This window comes from Streptomyces sp. SYSU D01066-1 (assembly GCF_054956795.1).
The window spans coordinates 187,988-211,470 of the sequence record NZ_JBUDHV010000004.1 but is presented as its reverse complement, the minus strand read 5'-3'; the positions used below and the strand labels follow the sequence as shown (position 1 = coordinate 211,470).

Sequence of the window (23,483 nt, the reverse complement as noted above, 5' to 3'; positions counted from 1 at the left end):
GGGGCCCCGCCCCCGCCCCCACCCCCCCAGGCCCTCCCCGCGCCCCCAACCCCCCTCACATCACCCCTGCATCACCCCCCCCCGTACAGCTCCCGGTACGACGGCCACGTCCCGCCCGTCCCGTCCACCGGGTCGGCCGCGCGTACCGCCCGTACGATCGCGCGCGTCACCGTGTCCGCGCCGGCCGCCAGCAGTTCGTTCAGGGCGAGAGGCCGCCCGGCGTCCAGTGGGCACTCCCCGGTCGCCATGGCGAACACCGTGTCCCCGTCGTTGAGCAGGTGCACCGGACGTACGGCCCGTGCGATGCCGTCGTGCGCGGTGCCGGCCAGCTTCTGGGCCTGCGCCTTGGACAGGCCGGCGTCCGTGGCGACGACGGCGAGCGTCGTGTTCAGCGGCGGCAGCGTGTTCCTCTCCGCCGCCTCGGCCAGGCGCCGCCGCGCGGCCTCCCGCACCTCCGCCGCCGGATACTCCGCACGTCCGTCCAGCAGTTCCCCGTACAGCACCCCCCTCTCCGGATCCAGCGCCGACCCCGCCGCGTTGGCCACCACCAGCGCCGCCACCGTGAACCCCGAGTCCACGACGGTGCTCGCGGTGCCGACCCCGCCCTTCAGCAGACCCAGCGCGGCCCCCGTACCGGCACCGACGCACCCTTCGGCCACGACGGCCCCCGGCGCGCTCGCGGCAGCCGCCTCCACCGCCGCCCGACCGGTCGCCGCGTCCGGCCGGGCCCGGAAGTCACCGCCGCGCCCCAGGTCGAAGACACAGGCGGCCGGCACGACCGGCACCACGTGCGAGGGGTGCGGCCCGACGCGCACGCCCCGTCCCCGCTCCTCCAGCCAGGCCATCACACCCGACGCCGCGTCCAGGCCGTAGGCGCTGCCGCCGGTCAGGACGATGGCCTCCACCTTCTGCACCACGTTGCGCGGATCGAGCGCGTCGGTCTCCTTGGTGCCGGGTCCGCCGCCGCGCACGTCCACCGCGGTGACCGCACCGCCCTCCGGCGCGAGCACGACCGTCGTACCCGTGAGCCACCCGTCGCCGATCCGCGTCGCATGGCCCACCCGCACACCGGTGACGTCCGTCAATGCGTCAACTGTCATGACGCCAGTGTCGTCCAGCGCGGGCGCCGTACCCTGGACGCATGAGCACCGCCCCCACCCCCACCCCCGCCCCCGACCCCGCCTCCGAGCCCCGAGCGCCGAAGCCCGCGCTGATCTTCGACGATCCGCTGGACCAGCAGTCCTCGGACGACACCGACCGCGGGTGGGGTGAGCGGCTGGCCGAGGGTGACGCGGCGGGCGATCTGAAGCGCTTCCTCGACGAGAAGCCACCGCACCACCTCTGAGCACCCCTACCGGCATCCGGACCGGCCCGAGGTGACCGGTACCCGGACCGGCCCGAGGTGACCGGTACCCGGACCGGCCCGAGGTGACCGGCGCACCGGTGACCGGCGCACCGGTGACCGCCGTGCCGACGGCCGGCCTACCGCTGGTCGTGCCCCGACCCGCGCTGTGCGATCAGCGCGTCCCGGATCTCCTTCAGCACCTCCAGCTCGGTCACCTCGATGACCTCCTGCGTGCCCTCCTTGGCCTTGCGGCGGGCCTCCTGCCGGGCCAGGTACTTCGACATGGGCAGGACCATCAGGAAGTAGACGACGGTCGCGGTGATCAGGAAGGTGAGCGTGGCGCCGAGGACGGAGCCCCACATGATCGGGATACCGCTGGTGACCGTGCCGTCGTCCGCCACTTCGCAGGGGGCCTTCAGGCACGAGCTGTAGTGCTCCAGGCTCTTGGTGCCGAACGCCCCGACGAGCGGGTTGATGACCCCCTTCACCACCGAGTTCACGATGTTGGTGAAGGCGGCGCCGATGACCACCGCAACGGCCAGGTCGATGACGTTCCCGCGCATCAGGAAGGTCTTGAAGCCCTGCCAGACACTCGGCTTCTTCTCGCTCACCTCGGGCGCACTCCTCGCATGAACAGCTCGTGGAACAAAACGCTCCGCAACCTACGTCAGCGTTGGGCCGCCCTGTCCAATCGGGCCATCCGCGCGAGAGGCGTGACGAGGTCAGCCACGCCGGACTCAGCACAGGGTCACCGCCAGCCGGGACTCGGCCCCCGCGCCGACCAGCCGGGCCGCCGTGTCCCGCGGCACCGAGAGCACGACCAGTGCCCCACCGGCCCCGCTCACCCCGCCGGCACCGCCGCTATCACCCGGATCCAGTGTTTCCGGCACCTCGGTCACCCGCGCGCCCCGGGCGATCACCGAGGCAGCACCGCCCGCGTCACCGGCCCCGGACGCCACGACGTCGACGCGGTCGCCGGGCCGGAGCAGCCGCACCGTCTCCCCGTCGGCGATCCGCACCGGCGCCGACACCATCCGCGGGGCGGGACGCTGCGGCGGCTGACCGGTCACCGGATGCCCCCGGGCACGCCGGCCGTCGCCGGTGTCGGCGGCCGTGTGCGGGCCCGCGGCCAGCAGGGCGGCGGCGGTGACGGCCAGCCCGGCGGCCACGGCACGCCGCCGGTGCCGTAGCAACCGGTGCAACTGGTGGCGTCCGCCACGCACCCGTACCGGCGCGAAGTGCGGCACCTCGCACGTGGGCGGGGCGTCCGTCCCCGGCGGACGGGGAGCGGGGGAGGAGAGAACCGGAGGGGGAGAAGCGGACGACGAAGGCGGAGCAGGCGAGGAGGCAGGAGCCCGCAAAGCCCACGAAGGCGATGAAGCGGGAGAAGGTGACGAAACGGGCCAAGGTGAGGAGGACGAAGAAGACGCCGAAGGGAAGGAAGAGGAGGAAGGAGACGGCGAAGAAGGGAAGGAAGGGGAGAAGCGCGTGTAGGACACGGTGACCACCACCTGCGACGAGGGACCGGCTTGCGGACACCACGATGAGGCCTCACGTCGGAGCCCGCCGCAGCCCGTGGACTACCGGCGGGTTGTGGAAAACTCGCTCACCCGAAGGGGGCGTTCCGTCACCGCGCGGCGGGCTCGCCGCCCGGTGTCACGGCAGTACGATCCCCGGATCCGTCCCGCCCAGGGCCCGCCCGCACGCGCAGTCCCGCGCCCCGTCGGCCGGCAGCGCGGCCACCGTGTCGAACAGGACACCGCGCAACCGGTCCACGTTGGCGGCGAACACCCGCAGCACCTCGTCGTGGGAGACGCCCTCGCCGGTCTCGGCACCCGCGTCGAGGTCGGTGACGAGGGTCAGCGTCGTGTAGCAGAGTTCCAGCTCGCGGGCGAGCGCGGCCTCCGGATGGCCGGTCATGCCCACCACCGACCAGCCCTGCGCCCGGTGCCACAGCGACTCGGCGCGGGTCCCGAAACGCGGCCCTTCGACCACGACGAGGGTGCCGCCGTCCACCGGCTCCCAGCCCCGTCCCCGCGCCGCCCCCAGCGCGGCGGACCGCCCGGCGGGGCAGTACGGGTCGGCCAGCGACACGTGCACCACGTTGGGCAGGGTGCCGTCGGGCAGCGGCAGTCCGTCGAAGTAGGTGGAGATCCGCGACTTGGTCCGGTCGACGAACTGGTCGGGCACGAGCAGCGTCCCGGGCCCGTACTCGGGGCGCAGCCCGCCGACCGCGCAGGGGCCGAGGATCTGGCGCACACCGACGGAGCGCAGGGCCCACAGGTTGGCGCGGTAGTTGATCCGGTGCGGCGGCAGATGGTGGCCGCGGCCGTGCCGGGGCAGGAAGGCGACCCGCCGGCCGGCCACCTCGCCGACGAAGAGGGAGTCGCTGGGCGCCCCGTACGGCGTGTCCACCCGGACCTCGGTCACGTCGTCGAGGAACGAGTAGAAACCGGAGCCGCCGATCACGCCGATCTCGGCGTTCGCCTTGTTCGCCATGAAGCGCACCCTAGCCGCCCCCGCCGACGCCGAGGACCCCGCCGTCGGGCCGACGGCGGGGTGCTGCGCGCAGAGGGTTCCTCAGGCGGCGGAGCTGCTGCTGGAGGAGGCGCTCGTGCCCGACGACTTGCTGTCGGAGGACGACGAGGACGACTTCGTCTCGGAGGACGCCGACTTGGCGGACGACGCCGGGGAACTGCTGGACGACGAGCCGCGGCTGTCGTTGCGGTAGAAACCGGAGCCCTTGAAGACGATGCCGACGGCCGAGAAGACCTTCTTCAGGCGCCCGGCGCAGGCGGGGCACTCGGTGAGGGCGTCGTCGGTGAACTTCTGCACCGCCTCGAGGCCCTCGCCGCACTCGGTGCACTGGTACTGGTACGTCGGCACTGTCTTCCTCCTGGCACTCTCACTCGATGAGTGCTAACGACGGTCCATAGTGACGTATTCCTCGGGATCAGTCCACTGCGGCGGGCTCGCGGTGACCGACGCCACGTGCCGCGGTCCGCCCGGGCGGCCGTGCCGTCAGCCGGGACCGCAGCGCCACGAGGGTCGCCAGGGCGAGCACCGTGCCCCCCATCGGCACCAGGAACCCGGCGCCTTCCCGGACCCGGTCCTCCAGTTGCCCGGCGACCGTGACGGCGGTCGCCTGGCCGAGGGCGACGGCGCCGGTCAGCCAGGTGAACGCCTCGGTGCGCGCCCCGGCCGGGACCAGGGACTCGACGAGGGTGTAACCGGTGATCAGGGTGGGCGCGATGCACGCGCCGACGAGCAGGCCGAGGCCCGCGAGGAGCGGCACGGACTGCGCGGCCCACAGGCCGGAGGCGGTCAGGGCCAGGGCGGTGTAGCCGACGAGGAGGCGTCGCCGCGGGGCCGCCTTCCAGGCGACGGCGCCGCAGACGACGCCGGAGAGCATGTTGCCCGCGGCGAAGACGCCGTACAGGACGCCGTTCAGGCCGGGCTCGCCGATCGACTCGGTGAACGCGGCGAGCGCGACCTGCATGCCGCCGAAGACGGAACCGATGCCCAGGAAGGCCACGGCCAGCACCCGCACTCCGGGGACGCGCAGCGCCGGAACGTGCTCCACGCGCGCGTGCCCGCCGTTCTGCCCGGAGCCGTCAGTGCCGCCGGAGCCGTCAGCGCGGCCGGTGCCGTCAGTGCCGCCGGTGCCGTCCGCGCCGACCGGTGGCTGGGTGCGCTTCTGCGCGGCGAAGAGCAGGCCGCCCAGCAGGGTCAGCGCGGCCTCCGTGACCAGTCCGGCGGCCGGGTGCAGGGCCGTGCACAGGGCGGTGGCCAGCAGCGGGCCGACGACGAAGGTGAGCTCGTCGGTGACGGACTCGAAGGCCGCCGCGGTGGACATCAGGGGCGACCCCTTGAGCCGCACGGCCCAGCGGGCGCGGACCATGGGTCCGATCTGCGGCACCGAGGCGCCGGTGGGCACCGCCGCCGCGAACAGCGCCCACAGGGGCGCGTCCGCCAGCGCCAGCCCGGTCAGGGCCAGGCCCGACAGCACATGGACCAGAACGCCGGGGACGAGGACGGCGCGCTGCCCGTGACGGTCGGCGAGCCGCCCGCTGTAGGGGGCGAACAGCGCCATGGAGACGCCGGTGACGGCCGCGGCGGCGCCCGCGGCCCCGTAGGAGCCGGTGGTGTGCTGGACGAGGAGGACGATGGAGATCGTCAGCATCGCGAAGGGCTGGCGGGCGGCGAAGCCGGGGACCAGGAAGGTCCAGGCGCCGCGGGTACGCAGCAGCCGCCCGTATCCCGGGCGCCGCCGCGACTCTCGCGCCGTCTTCGACTCGGTGACCGTGGGTGCCACGGCCCGTGCCTTTCTGCCGCCTGGTGGCGCTCCCCCGGGGAAGGGCGGTACGGGCGCCGAGAGCTGTCCTCTTGCGCGGACTGCGGTAGATACCGGAGCCGTCGAACAGGCGCAGCCCGGCCGCCATACGGTCGCGCCAGCTCTGCATCAGGCAGAGTTGGTTCGATCAGGTGACCGGCCCATTGTATACAGCGGGTATACAGGGGCCACTGCCAGGAACCTCCCGGACGAACCCACCGGACGGACCCACCGGACGGACTCACCGAACTCACTGGCGAGGGCGCCGGACGAACCCACCGGACGAACCCACCGGACGAACCCACCGGACGGACTCACCGGACGGACTCACCGAACTCGCTGGCGAGGGCGCCGGACGAACCCACCGGCGAGGGCGCCCCGGGCGCCCCGGGCGCCCTCCGGCGCGCTCCCGACGCCGTCACCCGGACCGGTCCCCCGCCTCGCCCGTCCCCAGCCACCCGGCCAGCTTGCCGCCCCGGCCGACCGCGCGCAGCCGCTTCTCGGTGGCGTCCCGTACCGGGTCGGTGGCGACCACCAGGAGCTCGTCCCCGAGCCGCAGCACCGTCGAGGGCGACGGCACGAAGGAGGTGCCGTCGCGCACGACGAGGGTGACGGCGGCCCCGGCCGGCAGCCGCAGCTCGGCCACCTCCACGCCGCTCATCCTCGACCCCTCGGGGATCGCCACGGAGAGCAGGTGCCCGCGCAGCCGCTCCAGCGGCGCCGACTCGATGCCGAGGTCGGCCGCCCCGGAACCGCCGCCCAGGCTGAGCTTGCGGGCCAGCCAGGGCAGCGTCGGCCCCTGGACCAGCGTGTAGACGACGACCAGGACGAAGACGATGTTGAAGATCCGCCGGCTGCCGTCGACGCCCTGCACCATGGGGATGGTGGCCAGCACGATGGGCACCGCGCCGCGCAGCCCCGCCCAGGACATCAGGGTCTGCTCCTGCCAGGGCACCCGGAACGGCAGCAGGCACAGCACGACGCTCAGCGGTCTGGCCACCATGGTGAGCACCAGGCCGATGACGAGGGCGGGCAGGATGTCGTCGCCCAGTTCGTGCGGGGTGACCAGCAGGCCGAGCAGGACGAACATGCCGATCTGGGCGATCCAGCCGAGCCCGTCGGCGAACCCGCGGGTGGCCGGCCAGTGCGGCAGCTTGGCGTTGCCCATCACCATGGAGGCCAGGTACACGGCGAGGAAGCCGCTGCCGTGCGCCAGGGCACCGGCCGCGTAGGCCGCGACGGCGATGGCCGTCACGGCGATCGGGTAGAGACCGGAGGCGGGCAGCGCGACGTGCCTCAGCCCCCAGGAGCCCAGCCAGCCCACCGCCAGTCCGATGGCCGCGCCGATGGCCAGTTCCATGGCGATCTCGCCGACCAGGACGTACCAGTGCTCGATCGGACCGGCCGTGGAGAAGGCGACCACCAGGATGACCACCGGGGCGTCGTTGAACCCGGACTCGGCCTCCAGGGTGCCCGTTATGCGGGCGGGCAGGGGGATGCGGCGCAGCACGGAGAAGACGGCCGCGGCGTCCGTCGAGGACACCACCGCCCCGATGATCAATGCCTGCCGCCACTCCAGCCCCGTCAGGTAATGGGCGCCCGCCGCGGTGACGCCGACGCTCACGGCGACGCCGGCCAGGGCCAGCGCGGAGGCGGCCGGCAGGGCGGGTCCCACCTCCTTCCACTTCGTGCCGAGGCCGCCCTCGGCCAGGATCACGACCAGGGCGGCGTATCCGATGACCTGGGTCAGCTCGGCGTTGTCGAACTTGACGTCACCGATGCCGTCCTGGCCCATGGCCATGCCGATCGCCAGGTAGACGAGCAGGCTGGGCAGCCCGCTGCGCGAGGAGATCCGGACCGCCGCGACGGCGATGAGCAGGACGAGCGAGCAGACGAGCAGGAGCTGGTTGAGGTGATGGACAGTCAGGGGCCGTTCCTTCCGGCAGGTGATGCGGATGTGACCGGTGTCGCAGTAGTGACGGATGTTGTACTTACGACGGATGTCACAGGATGACGGGTATTGCGCTTACGGCGGATGTCGCGGTGGTGACGGATATTGCACTTATGACGGATGTTGCACTTGCGACCGATGTCGCGGACGCGGCGATGGTGCGTGTGCGACCGGTGTCGCGCGGGTGTGGCGGATGCTGCGTGTGCGGCCGGTGTGGCGGGTGCGGCGGATACTGCGGGTGTGGCCGGTGTGTTGCCGATGTGACCGACGCCGCAAAGGCGGCCGACGCCGCGCACGCGGTGACGCGGCGGACGGGACGGTGCCTGTGGACGGGTCCATCGAAGCCAACTACTTCGTTACCTTACCTAACTCTTGACGCTTTCTTGACGCACGCCTTGGCATGATCGAACGCCCGTCCACGCCCGTTCCCGACTCCGCGTCAAGGCCGGGCGAGCCCTGCGCCTATGGTTGCTCCAGCGTTCAGTCACCAGGAAGCGCAGTAGACAGCGCAGTAGAAAGCACAGCCAGCCCCTGCCGCTCGTGTTAGGACAGCAAGGACAGCGATGCCCCCCACCAACACCGCCTCTTCGGGCCACCGGTCCGCCAAGTCCGCGAGGAAGAAGGGGCGCAGAGCCAAACTGATGGTCCTCGTGCTGGTGCTGGCCGTCATCGGTGGCCTCGCCTACGGGGCGTACTGGTCGATCAGCACCGTCCGGGCCTCCTTCCCGCAGACCAAGGGATCGATCACGCTGGACGGCCTGTCGGGACCCGTCGACGTCAAGCGCGACTCCTACGGCATCCCGCAGATCTACGCCTCCTCCGACGCGGACCTGTTCATGGCGCAGGGGTACGTCCAGGCGCAGGACCGGTTCTACGAGATGGACGTGCGCCGGCACATGACCTCGGGGCGCCTGTCGGAGATGTTCGGCAAGGGCCAGGTCGAGAACGACGAGTTCCTGCGCACGCTGGGCTGGGACCGGGTGGCGGAGAAGGAGTACGAGGAGACGCTCTCGGACTCCACGAAGAAGTACCTCCAGGCGTACGCCAAGGGGGTCAACGCCTACCTGAAGGGCAAGGACGGCGCGGACATCTCCCTGGAGTACGCCGCCCTGGGCTTCACCAACGACTACCGGCCCGAGGAGTGGACCCCGGTCGACTCCGTCGCGTGGCTCAAGGCGATGGCCTGGGACCTGCGCGGCAACATGCAGGACGAGATCGACCGCGCCCTGATGACCAGCCGCCTGGGCCCCGAGCAGATCGCCGACCTGTACCCGGACTACCCGTACGACCGCAACAAGGCGATCGTCCAGGAAGGCCAGTACGACGAGCTGACGGGCACCTTCGCGGGCGGCGACAGCGGCACGGGCGACAGTTCGGGCACGGCGGGCACGGCGGGCACGGCCGTCTCCGACGCGGCGGGCACCGCCTCCGGCACTTCCGGCACCTCCGGCACTTCCGGCACCTCCGGCACTTCCGGCACCTCGGTGCTGCAGAGCCAGCTCTCCGGCCTCCAGGACGTCCTGGACGACCTGCCCACCGCCGTCGGCGTGAACGGCGACGGCATCGGCTCCAACTCCTGGGTCGTCTCCGGCGAGCACACCATCACCGGCAAGCCGCTGCTGGCCAACGACCCGCACCTGTCCCCGTCGCTGCCCTCGGTCTGGTACCAGATGGGCCTGCACTGCCGCAGCGTCTCGGCCAAGTGCCAGTACGACGTCACCGGCTACACCTTCGCGGGCATGCCCGGCGTGATAATCGGACACAACCAGGAGATCGCCTGGGGCCTGACCAACTCCGGCGTCGACGCCACCGACCTCTACCTGGAGAAGATCACCGGCGACGGGTACCAGTACGACGGCAAGGTGGTCCCCTTCAAGACGCGCGAGGAGACCATCAAGGTCGCCGGCGGCACGTCGAAGAAGATCGTGGTCCGCGAGACCAACAACGGGCCCCTGCTCTCCGACCGCGACGACGAACTGGTCAAGGTCGGCAAGAAGGCCACCGTCGACGCCGCCGCGCCCGACCGCGGCGACGGCTACGGCGTCGCCCTGCGCTGGACCGCGCTGGAGGCCGGCACCACCATGGACGCCGTCTTCGAGATCGACCGCGCGGGGGACTGGAGCGAGTTCCGCGCCGCGGCGGCCAAGTTCGACGTGCCCTCGCAGAACCTGGTCTACGCCGACACCGAAGGCCACATCGGCTACACCCTGCCCGGCCGGATCCCGGTCCGCGCCGACGGCCACGACGGCTCGCTCCCGGCGCCCGGCTGGGACCCGGACTACCGCTGGACCGGCACGTACGTCGAGGACGACGAGCTGCCCTACGAGTACGACCCCGACCGCGGCTACATCGTCACCGCCAACCAGGCCGTCGTCGACGAGGACGCCTACCCGTACACCCTCACCACGGACTGGGGCTACGGCACCCGCAGCCAGCGGATCGCCTCCCTGATCGAGGCGAAGATCAAGGACGGCGGCAAGGTCTCCACCGACGACATGCGCCAGATGCAGCTGGACAACAGCAGCGAGATCGCCAAGCTGCTGGTGCCCACGCTGCTGAAGATCGACGTCGACGACGAGGACGTCCGCGAGGCGCAGAAGCTGCTGGAGGGCTGGGACTACACCCAGGACGCCGACTCGGCCGCCGCCGCCTACTTCAACGCCACCTGGCGCAGCATCGTCAAGCTGGCCTTCGGCAACAAGCTGCCCAAGGAGCTGCGGGTCAAGGGCCAGTGCCTGTGGGTCGACCCGGTCAGCACCACCGGCCCCGCCGACGAGACGCAGAAGGTCCGCGAGTGCGGCCAGCGCGAGGCCGACCAGGCCCAGCCGGACGGCGGCGACCGCTGGTTCGAGGTGGTCCGCACGCTGATGGACGAAACCGACAGCGACTGGTGGACGACGCCCGCGAACGGCACCCGCAAGGGCGCCGACCACAACCGCGACGACCTGTTCAAGCGCGCCATGGTCGACGCCCGCTGGGAGCTGACCGCCAAGCTCGGCAAGGACATCGACACCTGGAGCTGGGGCAGGCTGCACCGCCTGTTCCTGAAGAACCAGACCCTGGGCACCGACGGTCCCGGCTTCCTGAAGTACGCCCTCAACCGCGGCCCCTGGGAGCTGAGCGGCGGCCAGGCCGCCGTCAACGCCACCGGCTGGAACGCGGCCGGCGGCTACGGAGTGCTCTGGGTGCCGTCCATGCGGATGGTGGTCAACCTCGACGACCTCGACAAGTCGCGGTGGATCAACCTCTCCGGAGCCTCCGGGCACGCCTTCAGCGCCCACTACACCGACCAGACCGAGAAGTGGGCCGAGGGCGAGCTGCTGCCCTGGTCGTTCACCGAGAAGGCGGTCGACAAGAGCACGAGCGACACCCTGGTGCTCAAGCCGTAGCGGCGACCACGACGGGAACGGCCTCCACGCGCGCGTGGAGGCCGTTCCCGTGTTCCAGGCCGTTCTTCCCTTGTTCCAAAAGGCGCTCTCCAAAAGGCGCTCTCCAAAAGGCGCTCAAGGCGCTCAAGGCGCTCAAGGCGCTCAAGCCGCTCAGGACGCTAAGGAAACCCGGGGAGCCCGGGGAGCCCAAAGCGCTCAGCGGAACCGCCGTGCCCCCTCCGGCGTGACCACCGCGTCCACCGGCCGGTCGTGCGGCTCCCGCGGGACCCGCGCGACGACCTCGCCGCCGTACAGCAGCACCACCAGCACCGGACGCGCCCCCGCCCCCGCCCGCTCCGCCCGCTCCAGCCGCGCCAGCACCCGGTCGTAGGAGCCGCCGCCGCGCCCCAGCCGCATGCCGTCCCCGTCGACCGCCAGACCCGGCAGCAGCACCACGTCGGCCTCCGTCACCGCCTCCGGGCCCAGCCGCCGCCCGGCGGGCTCCAGCAGCTCCATCCGCCCGCCGTGCCGCACGCGCGCGAGCGCCCCCTCCCCGGCCCCCGCCCCGGTGTACGCGCCCCAGTCCAGGTCGCCGTCGGGCAGCAGCACCGGCAGCAGTACCCGCACCCCGCGCCCGCACAGCGCGTCGAGCAGCGGGCGGGTGCCCGGTTCGGTGCCCACCGAGACGTACGCCGCCACCGTGCGGGCCCGTGCCAGCTCCGGCAGCCCGAGCGCCCGCCCGGCCAACGCCTCCGCCGTAACCCGCAGCTCATCAGCGGTCAACCTGTTCCTCACCGCGAGGACTTCGCGCCGCAACACACGCTTGTCAGGCTCGTCGGCGCGTCCGGTCCCGGTCAAGATCGCTCCCGTACTGTTCCAATGTGCTCATATGAGCACGATCTCTCCGCAGGTGCTGATTCCCTGCGAAGGCAGCGGATATGGTGGCGGCATGACTCAGTCGCACTCCAGGATCCGCAAGGCTGTCATTCCAGCAGCGGGTCTGGGCACCCGGTTCCTGCCGGCCACCAAGGCCACTCCCAAGGAGATGCTGCCGGTCGTGGACAAGCCGGCGATCCAGTACGTGGTCGAGGAGGCCGTCTCCGCCGGTCTCGACGACGTCCTCATGGTGACGGGCCGCAACAAGCGCCCCCTGGAGGACCACTTCGACCGCAACTACGAGCTGGAGTCGGCCCTGCAGAAGAAGGGCGATGCGGACCGGCTGGCCAAGGTGCAGGAGTCCAGCGACCTCGCGATGATCCACTACGTCCGCCAGGGAGACCCCAAGGGCCTCGGCCACGCCGTCCTCGCCGCCGCGCCGCACGTCGGCGACGAGCCCTTCGCGGTCCTCCTCGGCGACGACCTGATCGACCCGCGCGACCCCCTGCTCCAGCGCATGATCGAGGTCCAGGGGCAGTACGGCGGCAGCGTCATCGCCCTCATGGAGGTCGCCCCCGAGCAGATCCACCTCTACGGCTGCGCCGCCGTCGAGACCACCGAGGACAGCGACGTCGTCAAGGTCAGCGGCCTGGTCGAGAAGCCCGAGCCGGCCGACGCCCCCTCCCGCTACGCCGTCATCGGCCGCTACGTCCTCGACCCGCACGTCTTCGGCGTACTGCGCCGCACCGAGCCGGGCCGCGGCGGCGAGATCCAGCTCACCGACGCCCTCCAGCAGCTCGCCTCCGACGAGAAGGTCGGCGGCCCCGTGCACGGCGTCGTCTTCAAGGGCCGCCGCTATGACACCGGCGACCGCGGCGACTACCTGCGTGCCATTGTCAGACTCGCATGCGAACGTGAGGACCTGGGCCCGGACTTCCGGACCTGGCTTCGCAGTTACGTAGCCGAGGAGATGTAACGACGTTGAGCAGCCCCGCGCCCCGCGCCGCCGGCCAGGACCGTCACGACGGCCAGGACCGCCAGGACGGTCACGACGGGCACGACGGTCCCGCCGAGGACCGTCTGTGGTCGGTGGAGGAGCACCTGGAGGACATCCTCGCCACGGTCCGGCCCCTGGACCCCATCGAGCTGAACCTCCTCGACGCCCAGGGCTGCGTCCTGGTCGAGGACGTCACGGTGCCGGTCTCCCTGCCACCGTTCGACAACAGCTCCATGGACGGGTACGCGGTGCGGGTCGCGGACGTCGCGGGCGCCGGCGAGGAGTTCCCGGCCTGCCTGGAGGTGGTCGGGGACGTCGCCGCGGGCGCCGCCGGGCAGCTCACCGTCGGCCCCGGCCAGGCCGCCCGCATCATGACCGGCGCCCCGCTGCCGCCCGGCGCCGAGACCGTCGTCCCCGTCGAGTGGACCGACGGCGGACTCGGCCAGGGCCCGGTCACCGGGATGCGCGCCCGCAGCGCGGCCCCCGAGGGCGCCGCGGGCCAGGTGTACGTGTACCGCCCGGCCGAGGCCCGCGCGCACGTCCGCGCGGCCGGCAGCGACGTCAGGGCCGGCGACCGCGCCCTGAGGGCCGGCACCGTCCTCGGCCCGCCCCAGCTCGGCCTGCTCGCCGCGATCGGCCGGGGCCGGGTCCGCGTCCGCCCCCGCCCCCGCGTGGTCGTCCTGTCCACCGGCAGCGAACTCGTCCAGCCCGACGAGCAGCTGACCCACGGCCAGATCTACGACTCCAACAGCTTCGCCCTCACCGCCGCCGCCCGCGACGCCGGAGCCATCGCCTACCGCGTCGGCGCCGTCGCCGACGACGCCGAGACCCTGCGCTCCACCATCGAGGACCAGCTCGTCCGCGCCGACCTGATGGTCACCACCGGCGGCGTCAGCGTCGGCGCCTACGACGTCGTCAAGGAGGCCCTCGCCCACGTCGCCGACGAGGACGAGCCGGGCAGCGGCGTGGAGTTCCGCAAGCTCGCCATGCAGCCCGGCAAGCCCCAGGGCTTCGGCTCCGTCGGCCCCGACCACACCCCGCTGCTCGCCCTGCCGGGCAACCCGGTGTCGTCGTACGTCTCCTTCGAGCTGTTCGTCCGCCCCGCGATCCGCGCCCTCATGGGCCTCCCGGACGTCCACCGCCCCCGCACCACGGCGGCCCTCACCGCCGACAAGGCCCTCACCTCGCCGAAGGGCCGCCGCCAGTTCCTGCGCGGCAGGTGCGCCGACGGCTCGGTCACCCCGGTCGGCGGCGCCGGATCGCACCTGGTGGCCGCGCTCGCCCACGCCGACGCGCTGATCGTCGTACCCGAGGACGTGGAGAGCGTCGAGCCCGGCACCGAGGTCGAGGTCGTCCTGCTCGGCTGAGCGGGTCCGGCGGGCGGTCCTGCCCGGGTGCGCCGACCGGCGGAGGAGTACCGTGTCGCGCACAACTGGCCCCGCGCGGCGCACCGCGCCGGGCCCGGACCGGGAGCGCCACACAGCATGAGCACGCAGGACCGACTCACCCACCTCGACGAGGCGGGCGCCGCCCGTATGGTCGACGTCTCCCAGAAGGCCGTCACCGCCCGCACCGCCCGCGCCAGCGGACGCGTCCTGGTCGCCCCCGAGGTCGTCGAGCTGCTGCGCGGCCAGGGCGTCCCCAAGGGCGACGCCCTGGCCACCGCGCGGATCGCGGGCATCATGGGCGCCAAGCGCACCCCCGACCTGATCCCGCTGTGCCACCCGCTGTCGGTGTCGGGTGTGACACTGGACCTGTCGGTCGCGGACGACGCCGTGGAGATCGTGGCCACCGTGCGGACCACGGACCGCACGGGCGTCGAGATGGAGGCGCTCACCGCCGTCTCCGTCGCCGCGCTCACCGTGATCGACATGGTGAAGGCGGTCGACAAGGGAGCGGTCATCACGGACGTACGGGTGGAGGAGAAGACGGGCGGCAAGTCGGGCGACTGGAGCCGGGCATGACATCCGGTACCGGATACCGCGCCCTGGTCGTCACCGCGTCCAACCGGGCCGCCGCCGGGATCTACGAGGACAAGGGCGGCCCCCTGATCGCCGAGGGCCTCGCCCGCCTCGGCTTCGACGTCGACGGCCCCCGGGTCGTCCCCGACGGCGACCCGGTCGAGGCCGCCCTGCGCGCGGGCGTCACCGCCGGGTACGACGTGATCGTCACCACCGGCGGGACGGGCCTGTCGCCCACCGACCGCACCCCCGAGGCGACCCGCGCGGTGCTCGACCACGAGGTGCCGGGCATCGCGGAGGCGATCCGGGCGCGGGGCCGGGACGCGGTGCCCACCGCGGCGCTCTCGCGCGGCCTGGCCGGAGTGGCGCGGGGCACCCTCGTCGTCAACCTGCCCGGGTCCACCGGCGGGGTGAAGGACGGACTGGCCGTACTGGAACCCCTGCTGCGCCACGCCGTCGACCAGATCCGCGGCGGCGACCACCCCAGACCGAACGGCGGTCCGAACGGCGGGGGTGCGAGCTGAACAGCCCCTCCTGGCCCGCACGGCTGGTGGACGGCGAGATCGTCCTGCGGCCCATAAAGCTGCGCGACCAGCGGGCCTGGCGCGAGGTCAACCAGCGCAACCGGGACTGGCTGCGGCCCTGGGAGGCCACCATCCCGCCGCCCGGCCCGGGCGGGCCGCCCGCGCACCGGCCGACCTACCGCCAGATGGTGCGCCACCTGCGCGCCGAGGCGAACGCGGGCCGGATGCTGCCGTTCGTCATCGAGTACCAGGGCCGGCTGGTGGGGCAGCTGACCGTCGCCGGGATCACCTGGGGGTCGATGTGCTCGGGGCACGTCGGCTACTGGGTGGACGAGGCGGTGGCCGGCCGCGGGGTGATGCCGACGGCCGTGGCACTCGTCGTGGACCACTGTTTCCGCACCGTCGGCCTGCACCGCGTCGAGGTCTGCATTCGCCCCGAGAACGGCCCCAGCCGCCGGGTCGTGGAGAAACTCGGATTCCGCGAGGAGGGCCTGCGGCCGCGCTATCTCCACATCGACGGGGCCTGGCGCGACCACCTCGTCTTCGCGCTGACCGCGGAGGAGGTGCCGGAGGGCCTCCTGCGCCGCTGGCACCGCGGCCGGGCCGCCCGGGACTCATCCGGAATTGAATAAACGTTCGAATTCAACTCACCCGGACTCGTGAATTGTCATCCGTCCGAAAAAATTTTTGAAATATCAGCCAGATCGTGCGACACACCGGCCCAATTGGCGGATGCGCTCGCGCACATCCCTCTACCGTGTGAGGCGTGAGCAGCAGCGGCCTCATCTACGCAGTCATCGTCGGGGCCTGGGCCGCCTACTTGGTGCCGATGTGGCTCCGTAGGCAGGACGAGCTGAACGAGGCCCGTCCGACGGAACGCTTCAGCACCGCCATCCGGCTCCTGTCCGGACGGGCGGGCATGGAGCGCCGGTACGCCAAGGACCTGCGGGCGCGCTCCGCCGACGAGGGGGAGCCCGACGCCGGCGACCCGGACGCCGTCACCGACTCGGTGGACGTCCGGGCCTTCGCCGTGTCCCGGACCAGGACGGAGGTGCGTCCGCCGGCCCCTCCGGCCCCGGCCTCGCCGTCCCCGGAGCCGGACGCCGACGAGCGTCCCGTCCGGCGCGACGCCGGTGACCGGGCGGCGGCCCAGGCCGCGGCGGCCCGCGCCCGGCGCACCAAGGTGCTGGCCCGCCGGCGGCGGACCACCGTGGTGCTCTTCCTCGCCTTCACGCTCGGCGCGATGGTCGCCGCGGTGGGCGGGCTCGCGTTCCTGTGGGCGCCCGCCGTGCCCGCCGTGCTGCTCAGCGCGTACATCGCCTACCTCCGGGCCCAGGAGCGGCGCCGCTTCGCCTTCCAGATGGACCGCCGCCGGGCCGAGGCCGCCGCGCAGCGGCTGCGGGAGCGCGGCAACCGGCCCCGCAGGCGGGCCCCGGCCGAGGCCGGCGCCGAGCCCGGCACCGAGGAGCCGCACGAGGCCCCCGGCGCGGAGGCCGACCCCGGCCTGTCGGCGCTGGCCGCGGACCGGCGGGCGCTGGTCGAGCAGACCGACCACGCCGAGTGGGTCGACCAGCAGCAGCGCGAGCGGCAGCGGCGCCCCGGGCGGGGCGAGAGCTGGGACCCGGTACCGGTGCCGCTGCCGACGTATGTGACCGCGCCGGTCGCCCCCCGGGCCACGGCCGGCGTGGACCTCACCGCGCCCGACGCGTGGAGCTCCGCCCGTTCCAGCGCCGCCGCCCCGGAGCGGCGGGAGGAGACCGGCGACGACGCGGTCCCCGACGCCGAGCCGGACGCCGCGTCCGCCCGCCCCGAGCCGCCCGCCGAGCCGCCCGCCGAGGAGGGGCAGCAGGGCCCGGCCCGCCGCGGCGGACGCCGCGCCGCGTCCGCCCGCCGCTCCCGGGAGCGGGGCCGCACCCCCCTGTTCGACCAGTACGAGGACGGCGACCGCCCCAAGGCCGCCAACGAGTAGCCCGGTGGGCTGCGGCACCGCTCCGGAACGGATTTTTGAGCAGGCCCGGAGGGATGCTAAAGTTTCACTCGTTGCAAGGGCCTGTGGCGCAGTCCGGTAGCGCACCTCGTTCGCATCGAGGGGGCCAGGGGTTCAAATCCCCTCAGGTCCACCGCAATGACTGTCCTTGAGTGTTCAAGGGTGGTTGACGAGATCCCGCCGATCACGACGATCGGCGGGATCTTCGTCGTTTCCGGACTGTCTCGCGGGGAACGGGGAGGGCGGCCGGCCGCGGACCGGCGGAGCCGGACAGCGGACCGGCGGCGGTGCCGCGCGGCGGGCGGAGTCCACCGGAGGGCGCCCGCGGGAGCGCCACCGAGGAGGAGGGCGACGTCCGGATCCGGCGACGGCCTGAGAGAGTGGGGGTATGGATGTCGAACGCAGGAACAATGTGACAGTCACCGGGAACCCGCAGGGGCGGACGGTGGTGCTCGCGCACGGGTTCGGCTGCGACCAGAACATGTGGCGGCTGACGGTGCCCGCCCTGGTGGAGGACCACCGGGTCGTGCTGTTCGACTACGTGGGGTGCGGCCGCTCGGATCCGTCCGCGTTCTCCCCGGAGCGCTACGCGGCGCTGGACGGCTACGCCCGTGACGCGGTCGAGGTGTGCGAGGCGCTCGACCTGCGCGACGCCGTGTTCGTGGGGCACTCGGTGAGCGCGATGATCGGGGTGCTGGCCGCCGGGCTGGCACCGGAGCGGATCGGGGCGCTGGTGATGGTGGCGCCGTCGCCGCGCTACATCGACGACGAGGGCTACCGGGGCGGGTTCAGCGCCGAGGACATCGACGAACTGCTGGCCTCCCTGGACGCGAACTATCTGGGCTGGTCGGCGGCGATGGCACCCCTGATCATGGGCAACGCGGACCGGCCCGAGCTGGGCGAGGAACTGAAGAACAGCTTCTGCGCCACGGACCCGGCCATGGCGAGCGTCTTCGCCCGGACCACGTTCCTGTCGGACTCGCGGGACGACCTGAAGAGTGTGGACGTGCCGACGCTGGTGCTCGAGTGCCTCCAGGACGTCATCGCCCCCCGGGAGGTCGGCGCCTTCGTCCACCGGATGATCCCCGGGGCGGAGCTGGTCACGCTCGACGCCACGGGGCACTGCCCCCACCTGTCCGCGCCGGAGGCGACCAACGAAGCGATCACCGACTTCCTGGCGCGCCTGCGGTGATGTGCCGCACCGGGCAGCAGCCGGACCCTTGTGACGCCGACGACGGGCGGGCAGCGGACGCGACGTTCGCCTCGCTTCTGGAGGACAGCATCGAGGAGCTGTACGAGAGCGCGCCGTGCGGCTATCTGTCGACGCTGATGGACGGCACCATCGCCAAGGTCAACGCGACGCTGCTGGGCTGGCTGGGCCTGGACCGGGAGGCCGTGGTGGGCCGGATGCGGTTCACCGACCTGCTGACCGTGGGCGGCAAGCTGTACCACGAGACGCACTTCGCGCCGCTGCTGCGCATGCAGGGGGAGATCAGCGGGATAGCCCTGGAGATCAAGCGGGCCGACGGCGGCCGGATACCGGTACTGGTCTCCTCCGTGGTCAAGTACGGCAGCACCGGTGACCCCCTGCTGGTCCGCAGCACCGTCTTCGACGCCCGGGACCGCCGCGCCTACGAGGAGGAACTCCTGCGGGCGCGCAAGGCGGCGGAGGAGGCACGCGCCGAGGCGGAGGCCGACCGTCTCCGGTTGCAGGACGCCCTGGCCGTGCTCCAGCAGTCGCTGCTGCCGGCCACCCTGCCGTCGGTGCCGGGGGTGGAGGCGGCCGTGCACTACCGCACCGCCTCCCCGGACCGGCTCGGCGGTGACTTCTACGACCTCTTCCCCATCGACGGCACACGCTTCGCCTTCTTCCTCGGCGATGTGTGCGGCAAGGGCCCCCAGGCCGCCGCGGTCACCTCGCTGACCCGCTACACCCTGCGCGCCGCCGCCGTGCACGACCCGGAGCCCGTCTCGACCCTGACGACGCTCAACCAGGTGCTCCACGAGCGCTACACCCGCGGCGACCCGCGCTACTGCACCGTCATCTTCGGCGTTCTCGACCCCGACCCCCGCTCCGGCCAGGTCACCGTCCGTATCGCCTCCGGCGGGCACCCCCCGGCCCTGGTCCTGCGTGCCGACGGCACCGCCGACTTCCTGCCGACCCCGGGCGGTCTGCTCGTCGGCGCCCTGCCCGACGCCACCTTCACCACCGCCACGGCCCTCCTCGGCCCCGGCGACACCCTGGTGCTGTACACCGACGGCCTCACCGAAGCCCGTACCGGTGAGGACCGCGCCCAGCTCTACGGCGACGAGGCCCTGCTCGACTTCGCCCGAGGCCACGCCGGCCGGTCCCCGAAGGCCGTGATCCAAGCCCTGACCGACCTGCTGGAAACCTTCGGTGACGGCCTCGACGACGACACCGCCCTGCTCGCTCTCGGCATCCCCGCTCCCGCCCCCGCCCCCCGAACCTGAGTCACCGCATGAGCCCGTTGAACATCACCACCCGAAATGTCCCCGACGGTCCCGTTCTGGGAATCGTCGGCGACCTCGACTACGTCACCGCCGGCCAGCTGCGCGAGCGGCTCGTCGCCCTCACCCTCCGGCCGGGACAGCGCCTCGTGCTGGACCTGGCCGGGATGGAGTTCTGCGACTCCAGCGGCATCACCGCCCTGATCGTCGCCCACAACCGCGCGCAGGCGGCCCAGGCCGGCGTCGCGCTGGTCGGGGTGCCGGAACACACGCTGCGGGTGCTGCGCATGGTGGGACTGGACCAGATCTTCGACCTGCGTCCCGACGACGGCGCCGCCGGAGGTCCTGATGCGTCCGGCCGTTCCGCCGGGGCGGCCTGAAACGGTCGGTCCGGGACGAGCGCCGACGGCGTCGTCCCGTCGTGCCGCGGACCGGGGCGGGGTGCGGCCCGTGCGGGGCCGGGGGAAGCGGTCGGCGCCGGGAGGGGAAGCCGGTCCGCCCGTGCCGGCGGACGAGGAGTGAGGCCGGTGCGGCCGGGCGGCCGCGCGCGGGCCGGTGCGGCCGTGGGATCCGGAAGGGGCGCGGCGGTCCTTCGCTCCCGCTCCGCTGCCGCGGCCGGTCGCGGAGGCCGGAGGCCGGTGTCGCGGCCGGCGTCCGCTCCGCCGTTGCGGCACGCCGTTACAGCGCGCCGTTGCTGCCGGCCAGGCGGGGCAGCTGGTCGCTGGGCCGGGGCGCGCGGTCGGTCTCGTCCCGCACCAGCAGGGACAGCAGGGACGCCACGGTCAGGCCCGCTTCCGCCGGATGGCGCAGCACCTTGTCCGGCTGGACGCGGTAGGTGTTGGTGCGGCCGTCGCGGGTGTGGGAGAGGTAACCGTCCTGCTCGAGGTCGGAGATGATCCGCTGGACGGCGCGCTCGGTGAGCCGGCAGTGAGCGGCGATGTCGCGGATCCGGACGTTGGGGTTGTCGGCGATGACCGCCAGTACACGGGCGTGGTTGGTGACGAACGTCCACCCGGAGTGAGATTCAGGCACTGGAACCATGCGCAGCATTTTAGGGACGCTCTTTGCCGGACGCTAAATGCATGACATACTTTTCGCGCAACGAGGGGCATGTTCATCTTGTCTCGGGGGAACGCTGGAGGGACCCGAGGGTGTCATTGAACGAAGCGACAGCAGAGTACGTGGACCAGGGCGAAGGAAGCCGCCCGCGGACGGCGGACGGGACCGCGGTGGCGCCGTACGAATGGCGCGGCGCCTGGGTCGTCGGAGCGCGAGGCGCCTACGACGCGTCCACGATCGGGCCCCTGGCGGAAGCGCTGGGCGCCGCGGTCGAGAAGGGGCCGAGGGTGGTCCTGGACGCCTCGGGCATCACCTTCGCGGACTCCACGCTGCTGAATCTGCTGATCCTCACCCACCAGGCGGCGGACTTCCGTGTGGCCGCGCCGACGCCGCAGGTGCTGCGGCTCCTGCGGCTGACCGGGGTCGACAGCGTCCTCACGATGCGGGAGACGGTGGAGGAAGCCGCCGCCTGCTAGCCGTCCCACCCGTCGAGGCCCACGGCGACCGAGGCTTTCGCGGGAAGCGTGAAACCGCCGATGAGGGGCATCCGACGTACTGCTCAAGGGTTTGCGGTGCCCCTCGGACGGGGCCCGGTGAGGGAGAGGGAACATCATGATCATTCCGGCGGAGAAGGAGCTGCGCGCGGTGCTGGCCCGGTTCGCCCAGGCGCGCATCGACCACGACGTACACCCCACCGGCCGCACGAGCAAGGCCCTTGAGGACGTCACCTACACGTTGTGCGTGATGACCGGGGCCCGCACCGCCGAGCAGGCGCTGCGCACGGCGGACACGCTGCTTGAGCAGTACACCGGCCGTACGAGCGTCTCCCGCGAGGACGAGACGCTGGCGGCGTAGGCCGGGCGCCGGGGCCGCCGGCGCGATCCGGGGCGCCCCGCGGCGGCGCGGTCGTCGATCCCGAGGTGGTGCGGCAGCTGCTGCGCCGCCGCCGGGATCCGCTGGCCCGGCTCACCCCGCGCGAACGGGAGGTGCTGGCGCAGGTCGCGGAGGGCAGGTCCAACGGTGCGATCGCCCGGGCGCTGGTGGTGTCCGAGGCGGCCGTCGGCAAGCACATCGGCTCCATCCTGGCCAAGCTGGACCTGCCGCCGGCCGACGACACCCACCGGCGGGTGCTGGCGGTGCTGGCGTTCCTGCGGGCATAGGGCCTGTCTTCGATCCCCCGTCGTCGCCCGTAGGGCAGACGGGGGATCGAAGACGGGTCCTAGAGCTTCTTGGCGTAGCAGAGGCTGTTCTCGTGGAAGCGGTAGTAGCCGAAGCTCTCGCACCGCTCGTACCCGCTGGAGAGGTACAGCGCCACGGCCTCCGGCTGCTTGGTCCCGGTCTCCAGCACCATCCGCGTCCGGCCCGCCGCGCGGGCGTCCGCCTCCAGCGCGGCCAGGATGCGGCGGGCCAGCCCCCGCCCGCGCATCTGCTCGATCACGAACATCCGCTTCAGCTCGGCGTCCCCGTCCCGGTAGTTCTCCTCGTTGGCCTCCTGGGAGCGCCAGCCGCCCGTCGCCACCGGGACGTCGCCCTCGTCGTACGCGATGAGGTAGAGGCCGTTCGGCGGCGCGAAGTGCGAGGGCTCCAGGTAGGTGGCGTCGCCGCCGTCGCCGTAGCGGGCGGCGTACTCGGCCTGGACCTCGTCGTTGAGCTTCACGGCGTCGGGGTGGTCGAAGGGGACGGGGCGTATCTCCATTTTTCCTACCGTATGTATGTGCAAGGGTGGGACGGGGCGCCGTCCAGTGTGCCTCACGGCGTCGCCGGGTTCTGCGGCGTCCGGCAGCGCGGGCAGCGGCAGGGCGGCCAGGTCAGGGAGTCGGGGAGCCGTCCGGGGCCGTCGCCGCCGTCGTAGGTCCGTTCCTCCGTCCCGCCGCTGCGGTGTCCCTCACGGGTGACGCGGTAGGTGCTGATCGTCATGCGGGACGCGCCGGGTTCGGGCGGCGTGCCGGCGTTCACGCCCGGCCTCCGGCGGGCAGGGCGCCCCGGTGGTGGCGCCGGTGCGCGCGCTCCCGGGCGAGCGCGCAGGTGGCGGTGCGGGGACGGGGGAGGGGCGCCGCCGCCCCGGCCCGCCTTCGCCCGGTGCCGGGCAGCAGGAGGTTCAGCACCCCTCGCAGGGGCGCGTGGATAATACGCACTGTCGTCAGCTCCTCTGTGGCTGGTGGCCGCGCCCCGGGAGGTCCCACAACCTCGCCGGGGTCTTCGCGTAGGAGGAGAGTAAGGGAACTTGTCAGGTGATGTCATGTGACGTCACAGCACGTCACCTGTTCGTGTGTGACAATAGGCATCGTTACAGGCCAAATAGGGTCGTTATATGACCGTGGACCTCGAAGGGCCCGAGCCCCTCTACGAGCAGATCGCCGCGATACTCACCGCCCGGATCTCGGACGGGACCTATGCGCCCCGACGCAGGGTGCCCTCGGAGGCGGCCATCTGTGAGGAGTTCAACGTGTCGCGCCCGACGGCGCGTGCGGCGATGCAACTTCTCGGTCAGCGGGGGCTGATCGTGACGGTGCGGGGCAAGGGGTCGTTCGTGGTCGACACGCCGCCCGTCGACCGGCCCGGGCGGTGATCCCGACGGAACCGTCCATGAGCGCCCCGCCCGGTACCCTGCCC

26 protein-coding genes, 1 tRNA gene and 1 pseudogene are annotated in these 23,483 nt (G+C 72.7%); 16 read left to right on the top strand and 12 right to left on the bottom strand.

Annotation, left to right across the window (positions count from 1 at the left end):
- Positions 1–71: 71 nt before the first annotated feature.
- On the bottom strand, positions 72–1,100 hold the full coding sequence (locus tag ACY1JF_RS06355) for a P1 family peptidase (protein ID WP_462703985.1): 1,029 nt from the start codon (positions 1,098–1,100) through the stop codon (positions 72–74).
- 41 nt (positions 1,101–1,141) lie between these two features.
- On the opposite strand from ACY1JF_RS06355, the gene ACY1JF_RS06350 reads away from it, so the two are divergent.
- Positions 1,142–1,345 carry a hypothetical protein gene (locus ACY1JF_RS06350; RefSeq protein WP_462703984.1) on the top strand — a complete coding sequence of 68 codons (204 nt, stop codon included), beginning with the start codon at positions 1,142–1,144 and terminating at the stop codon, positions 1,343–1,345.
- Positions 1,346–1,482: 137 nt separating this feature from the next.
- Here the strand turns inward: ACY1JF_RS06350 and mscL are convergent, their stop codons facing one another.
- From mscL to ACY1JF_RS06320, 6 genes are all read right to left on the bottom strand, one after another.
- Complete coding sequence (gene mscL / locus ACY1JF_RS06345; RefSeq protein ID WP_462703983.1) at positions 1,483–1,956, bottom strand: large conductance mechanosensitive channel protein MscL; 474 nt, start codon at positions 1,954–1,956, stop codon at positions 1,483–1,485.
- 126 nt (positions 1,957–2,082) lie between these two features.
- Complete coding sequence (locus ACY1JF_RS06340; protein WP_462703982.1) at positions 2,083–2,706, bottom strand: RcpC/CpaB family pilus assembly protein; 624 nt, start codon at positions 2,704–2,706, stop codon at positions 2,083–2,085.
- A 295-nt stretch (positions 2,707–3,001) separates the two neighbouring features.
- Positions 3,002–3,844: an S-methyl-5'-thioadenosine phosphorylase gene (locus ACY1JF_RS06335; RefSeq protein WP_462703981.1), complete on the bottom strand. Its 843-nt coding sequence runs from the start codon at positions 3,842–3,844 to the stop codon at positions 3,002–3,004.
- Between the two features lie 81 nt (positions 3,845–3,925).
- Positions 3,926–4,231, bottom strand: coding sequence for an FmdB family zinc ribbon protein (locus ACY1JF_RS06330; protein WP_462703980.1), 306 nt, complete (start codon positions 4,229–4,231; stop codon positions 3,926–3,928).
- A gap of 67 nt (positions 4,232–4,298) precedes the next feature.
- Complete coding sequence (locus ACY1JF_RS06325) at positions 4,299–5,660, bottom strand: MFS transporter (RefSeq protein WP_462703979.1); 1,362 nt, start codon at positions 5,658–5,660, stop codon at positions 4,299–4,301.
- Between the two features lie 436 nt (positions 5,661–6,096).
- Positions 6,097–7,635 carry a potassium/proton antiporter gene (locus tag ACY1JF_RS06320; protein ID WP_462704056.1) on the bottom strand — a complete coding sequence of 513 codons (1,539 nt, stop codon included), beginning with the start codon at positions 7,633–7,635 and terminating at the stop codon, positions 6,097–6,099.
- Positions 7,636–8,192: 557 nt separating this feature from the next.
- Here ACY1JF_RS06320 and ACY1JF_RS06315 point away from each other — a divergent pair.
- The gene (locus ACY1JF_RS06315) at positions 8,193–11,018 is read left to right on the top strand and encodes a penicillin acylase family protein (protein ID WP_462703978.1); all 2,826 of its coding nucleotides are present in this window, start codon (positions 8,193–8,195) and stop codon (positions 11,016–11,018) included.
- A gap of 195 nt (positions 11,019–11,213) precedes the next feature.
- On the opposite strand, the gene ACY1JF_RS06310 is transcribed toward ACY1JF_RS06315, so the two are convergent.
- Positions 11,214–11,855: a 5-formyltetrahydrofolate cyclo-ligase gene (locus tag ACY1JF_RS06310; RefSeq protein ID WP_462703977.1), complete on the bottom strand. Its 642-nt coding sequence runs from the start codon at positions 11,853–11,855 to the stop codon at positions 11,214–11,216.
- Between the two features lie 91 nt (positions 11,856–11,946).
- Between ACY1JF_RS06310 and galU the strand changes: the two genes are divergently transcribed.
- From galU to ACY1JF_RS06260, 10 genes are all read left to right on the top strand, one after another.
- Positions 11,947–12,849 (top strand): UTP--glucose-1-phosphate uridylyltransferase GalU, encoded by a 903-nt coding sequence (galU, locus tag ACY1JF_RS06305; protein WP_462703976.1) that lies wholly within the window; start codon positions 11,947–11,949, stop codon positions 12,847–12,849.
- Between the two features lie 113 nt (positions 12,850–12,962).
- The gene (glp, locus tag ACY1JF_RS06300) at positions 12,963–14,237 is read left to right on the top strand and encodes a molybdotransferase-like divisome protein Glp (RefSeq protein ID WP_462704055.1); all 1,275 of its coding nucleotides are present in this window, start codon (positions 12,963–12,965) and stop codon (positions 14,235–14,237) included.
- Positions 14,238–14,354: 117 nt separating this feature from the next.
- Positions 14,355–14,834, top strand: a complete 480-nt coding sequence (gene moaC, locus ACY1JF_RS06295) for a cyclic pyranopterin monophosphate synthase MoaC (protein ID WP_462703975.1) — start codon at positions 14,355–14,357, stop codon at positions 14,832–14,834.
- The gene (locus ACY1JF_RS06290) at positions 14,831–15,355 is read left to right on the top strand and encodes a MogA/MoaB family molybdenum cofactor biosynthesis protein (protein WP_462703974.1); all 525 of its coding nucleotides are present in this window, start codon (positions 14,831–14,833) and stop codon (positions 15,353–15,355) included. The genes moaC and ACY1JF_RS06290 overlap by 4 nt, the downstream gene beginning before the upstream one ends.
- Before the next feature lie 26 nt (positions 15,356–15,381).
- Positions 15,382–15,987, top strand: a complete 606-nt coding sequence (locus ACY1JF_RS06285; protein ID WP_462703973.1) for a GNAT family N-acetyltransferase — start codon at positions 15,382–15,384, stop codon at positions 15,985–15,987.
- 134 nt (positions 15,988–16,121) lie between these two features.
- Positions 16,122–17,324 carry a divisome protein SepX/GlpR gene (gene sepX, locus ACY1JF_RS06280; protein ID WP_462703972.1) on the top strand — a complete coding sequence of 401 codons (1,203 nt, stop codon included), beginning with the start codon at positions 16,122–16,124 and terminating at the stop codon, positions 17,322–17,324.
- A 77-nt stretch (positions 17,325–17,401) separates the two neighbouring features.
- A tRNA-Ala gene (locus tag ACY1JF_RS06275) sits at positions 17,402–17,475 on the top strand.
- Between the two features lie 255 nt (positions 17,476–17,730).
- Entirely contained in the window at positions 17,731–18,534 is an 804-nt protein-coding gene (locus ACY1JF_RS06270; RefSeq protein ID WP_462703971.1) for an alpha/beta fold hydrolase, read from the top strand.
- The gene (locus ACY1JF_RS06265; protein ID WP_462703970.1) at positions 18,534–19,814 is read left to right on the top strand and encodes a PP2C family protein-serine/threonine phosphatase; all 1,281 of its coding nucleotides are present in this window, start codon (positions 18,534–18,536) and stop codon (positions 19,812–19,814) included. The genes ACY1JF_RS06270 and ACY1JF_RS06265 overlap by 1 nt, the downstream gene beginning before the upstream one ends.
- 8 nt (positions 19,815–19,822) lie before the next feature.
- The gene (locus ACY1JF_RS06260; RefSeq protein WP_462703969.1) at positions 19,823–20,191 is read left to right on the top strand and encodes an STAS domain-containing protein; all 369 of its coding nucleotides are present in this window, start codon (positions 19,823–19,825) and stop codon (positions 20,189–20,191) included.
- A gap of 298 nt (positions 20,192–20,489) precedes the next feature.
- Here ACY1JF_RS06260 and ACY1JF_RS06255 read toward each other — a convergent pair whose 3' ends face one another.
- Positions 20,490–20,852, bottom strand: coding sequence for a helix-turn-helix transcriptional regulator (locus ACY1JF_RS06255; protein ID WP_462703968.1), 363 nt, complete (start codon positions 20,850–20,852; stop codon positions 20,490–20,492).
- Positions 20,853–20,962: 110 nt separating this feature from the next.
- On the opposite strand from ACY1JF_RS06255, the gene ACY1JF_RS06250 reads away from it, so the two are divergent.
- The 3 genes and pseudogenes from ACY1JF_RS06250 to ACY1JF_RS06240 all read left to right on the top strand — a co-directional run.
- Positions 20,963–21,346 carry an STAS domain-containing protein gene (locus tag ACY1JF_RS06250; RefSeq protein WP_462703967.1) on the top strand — a complete coding sequence of 128 codons (384 nt, stop codon included), beginning with the start codon at positions 20,963–20,965 and terminating at the stop codon, positions 21,344–21,346.
- Positions 21,347–21,482: 136 nt separating this feature from the next.
- The gene (locus ACY1JF_RS06245; protein WP_462703966.1) at positions 21,483–21,725 is read left to right on the top strand and encodes a DUF5133 domain-containing protein; all 243 of its coding nucleotides are present in this window, start codon (positions 21,483–21,485) and stop codon (positions 21,723–21,725) included.
- A gap of 41 nt (positions 21,726–21,766) precedes the next feature.
- A pseudogene (locus ACY1JF_RS06240) lies at positions 21,767–22,030 on the top strand (response regulator transcription factor); the annotation flags it as partial.
- Between the two features lie 59 nt (positions 22,031–22,089).
- Here the strand turns inward: ACY1JF_RS06240 and ACY1JF_RS06235 are convergent.
- The 3 genes from ACY1JF_RS06235 to ACY1JF_RS06225 are packed head-to-tail and all read right to left on the bottom strand — an operon-like array spanning position 22,090 to position 23,005.
- Entirely contained in the window at positions 22,090–22,566 is a 477-nt protein-coding gene (locus ACY1JF_RS06235) for a GNAT family N-acetyltransferase (RefSeq protein WP_462703965.1), read from the bottom strand.
- A gap of 53 nt (positions 22,567–22,619) precedes the next feature.
- Positions 22,620–22,826 carry a hypothetical protein gene (locus ACY1JF_RS06230; RefSeq protein ID WP_462703964.1) on the bottom strand — a complete coding sequence of 69 codons (207 nt, stop codon included), beginning with the start codon at positions 22,824–22,826 and terminating at the stop codon, positions 22,620–22,622.
- Positions 22,823–23,005, bottom strand: a complete 183-nt coding sequence (locus tag ACY1JF_RS06225; protein ID WP_462703963.1) for a hypothetical protein — start codon at positions 23,003–23,005, stop codon at positions 22,823–22,825. The genes ACY1JF_RS06230 and ACY1JF_RS06225 overlap by 4 nt, the downstream gene beginning before the upstream one ends.
- A gap of 176 nt (positions 23,006–23,181) precedes the next feature.
- Here ACY1JF_RS06225 and ACY1JF_RS06220 point away from each other — a divergent pair, with 176 nt between their 5' ends.
- Complete coding sequence (locus ACY1JF_RS06220) at positions 23,182–23,439, top strand: GntR family transcriptional regulator (RefSeq protein ID WP_462703962.1); 258 nt, start codon at positions 23,182–23,184, stop codon at positions 23,437–23,439.
- The last annotated feature ends 44 nt before the right edge of the window (positions 23,440–23,483 follow it).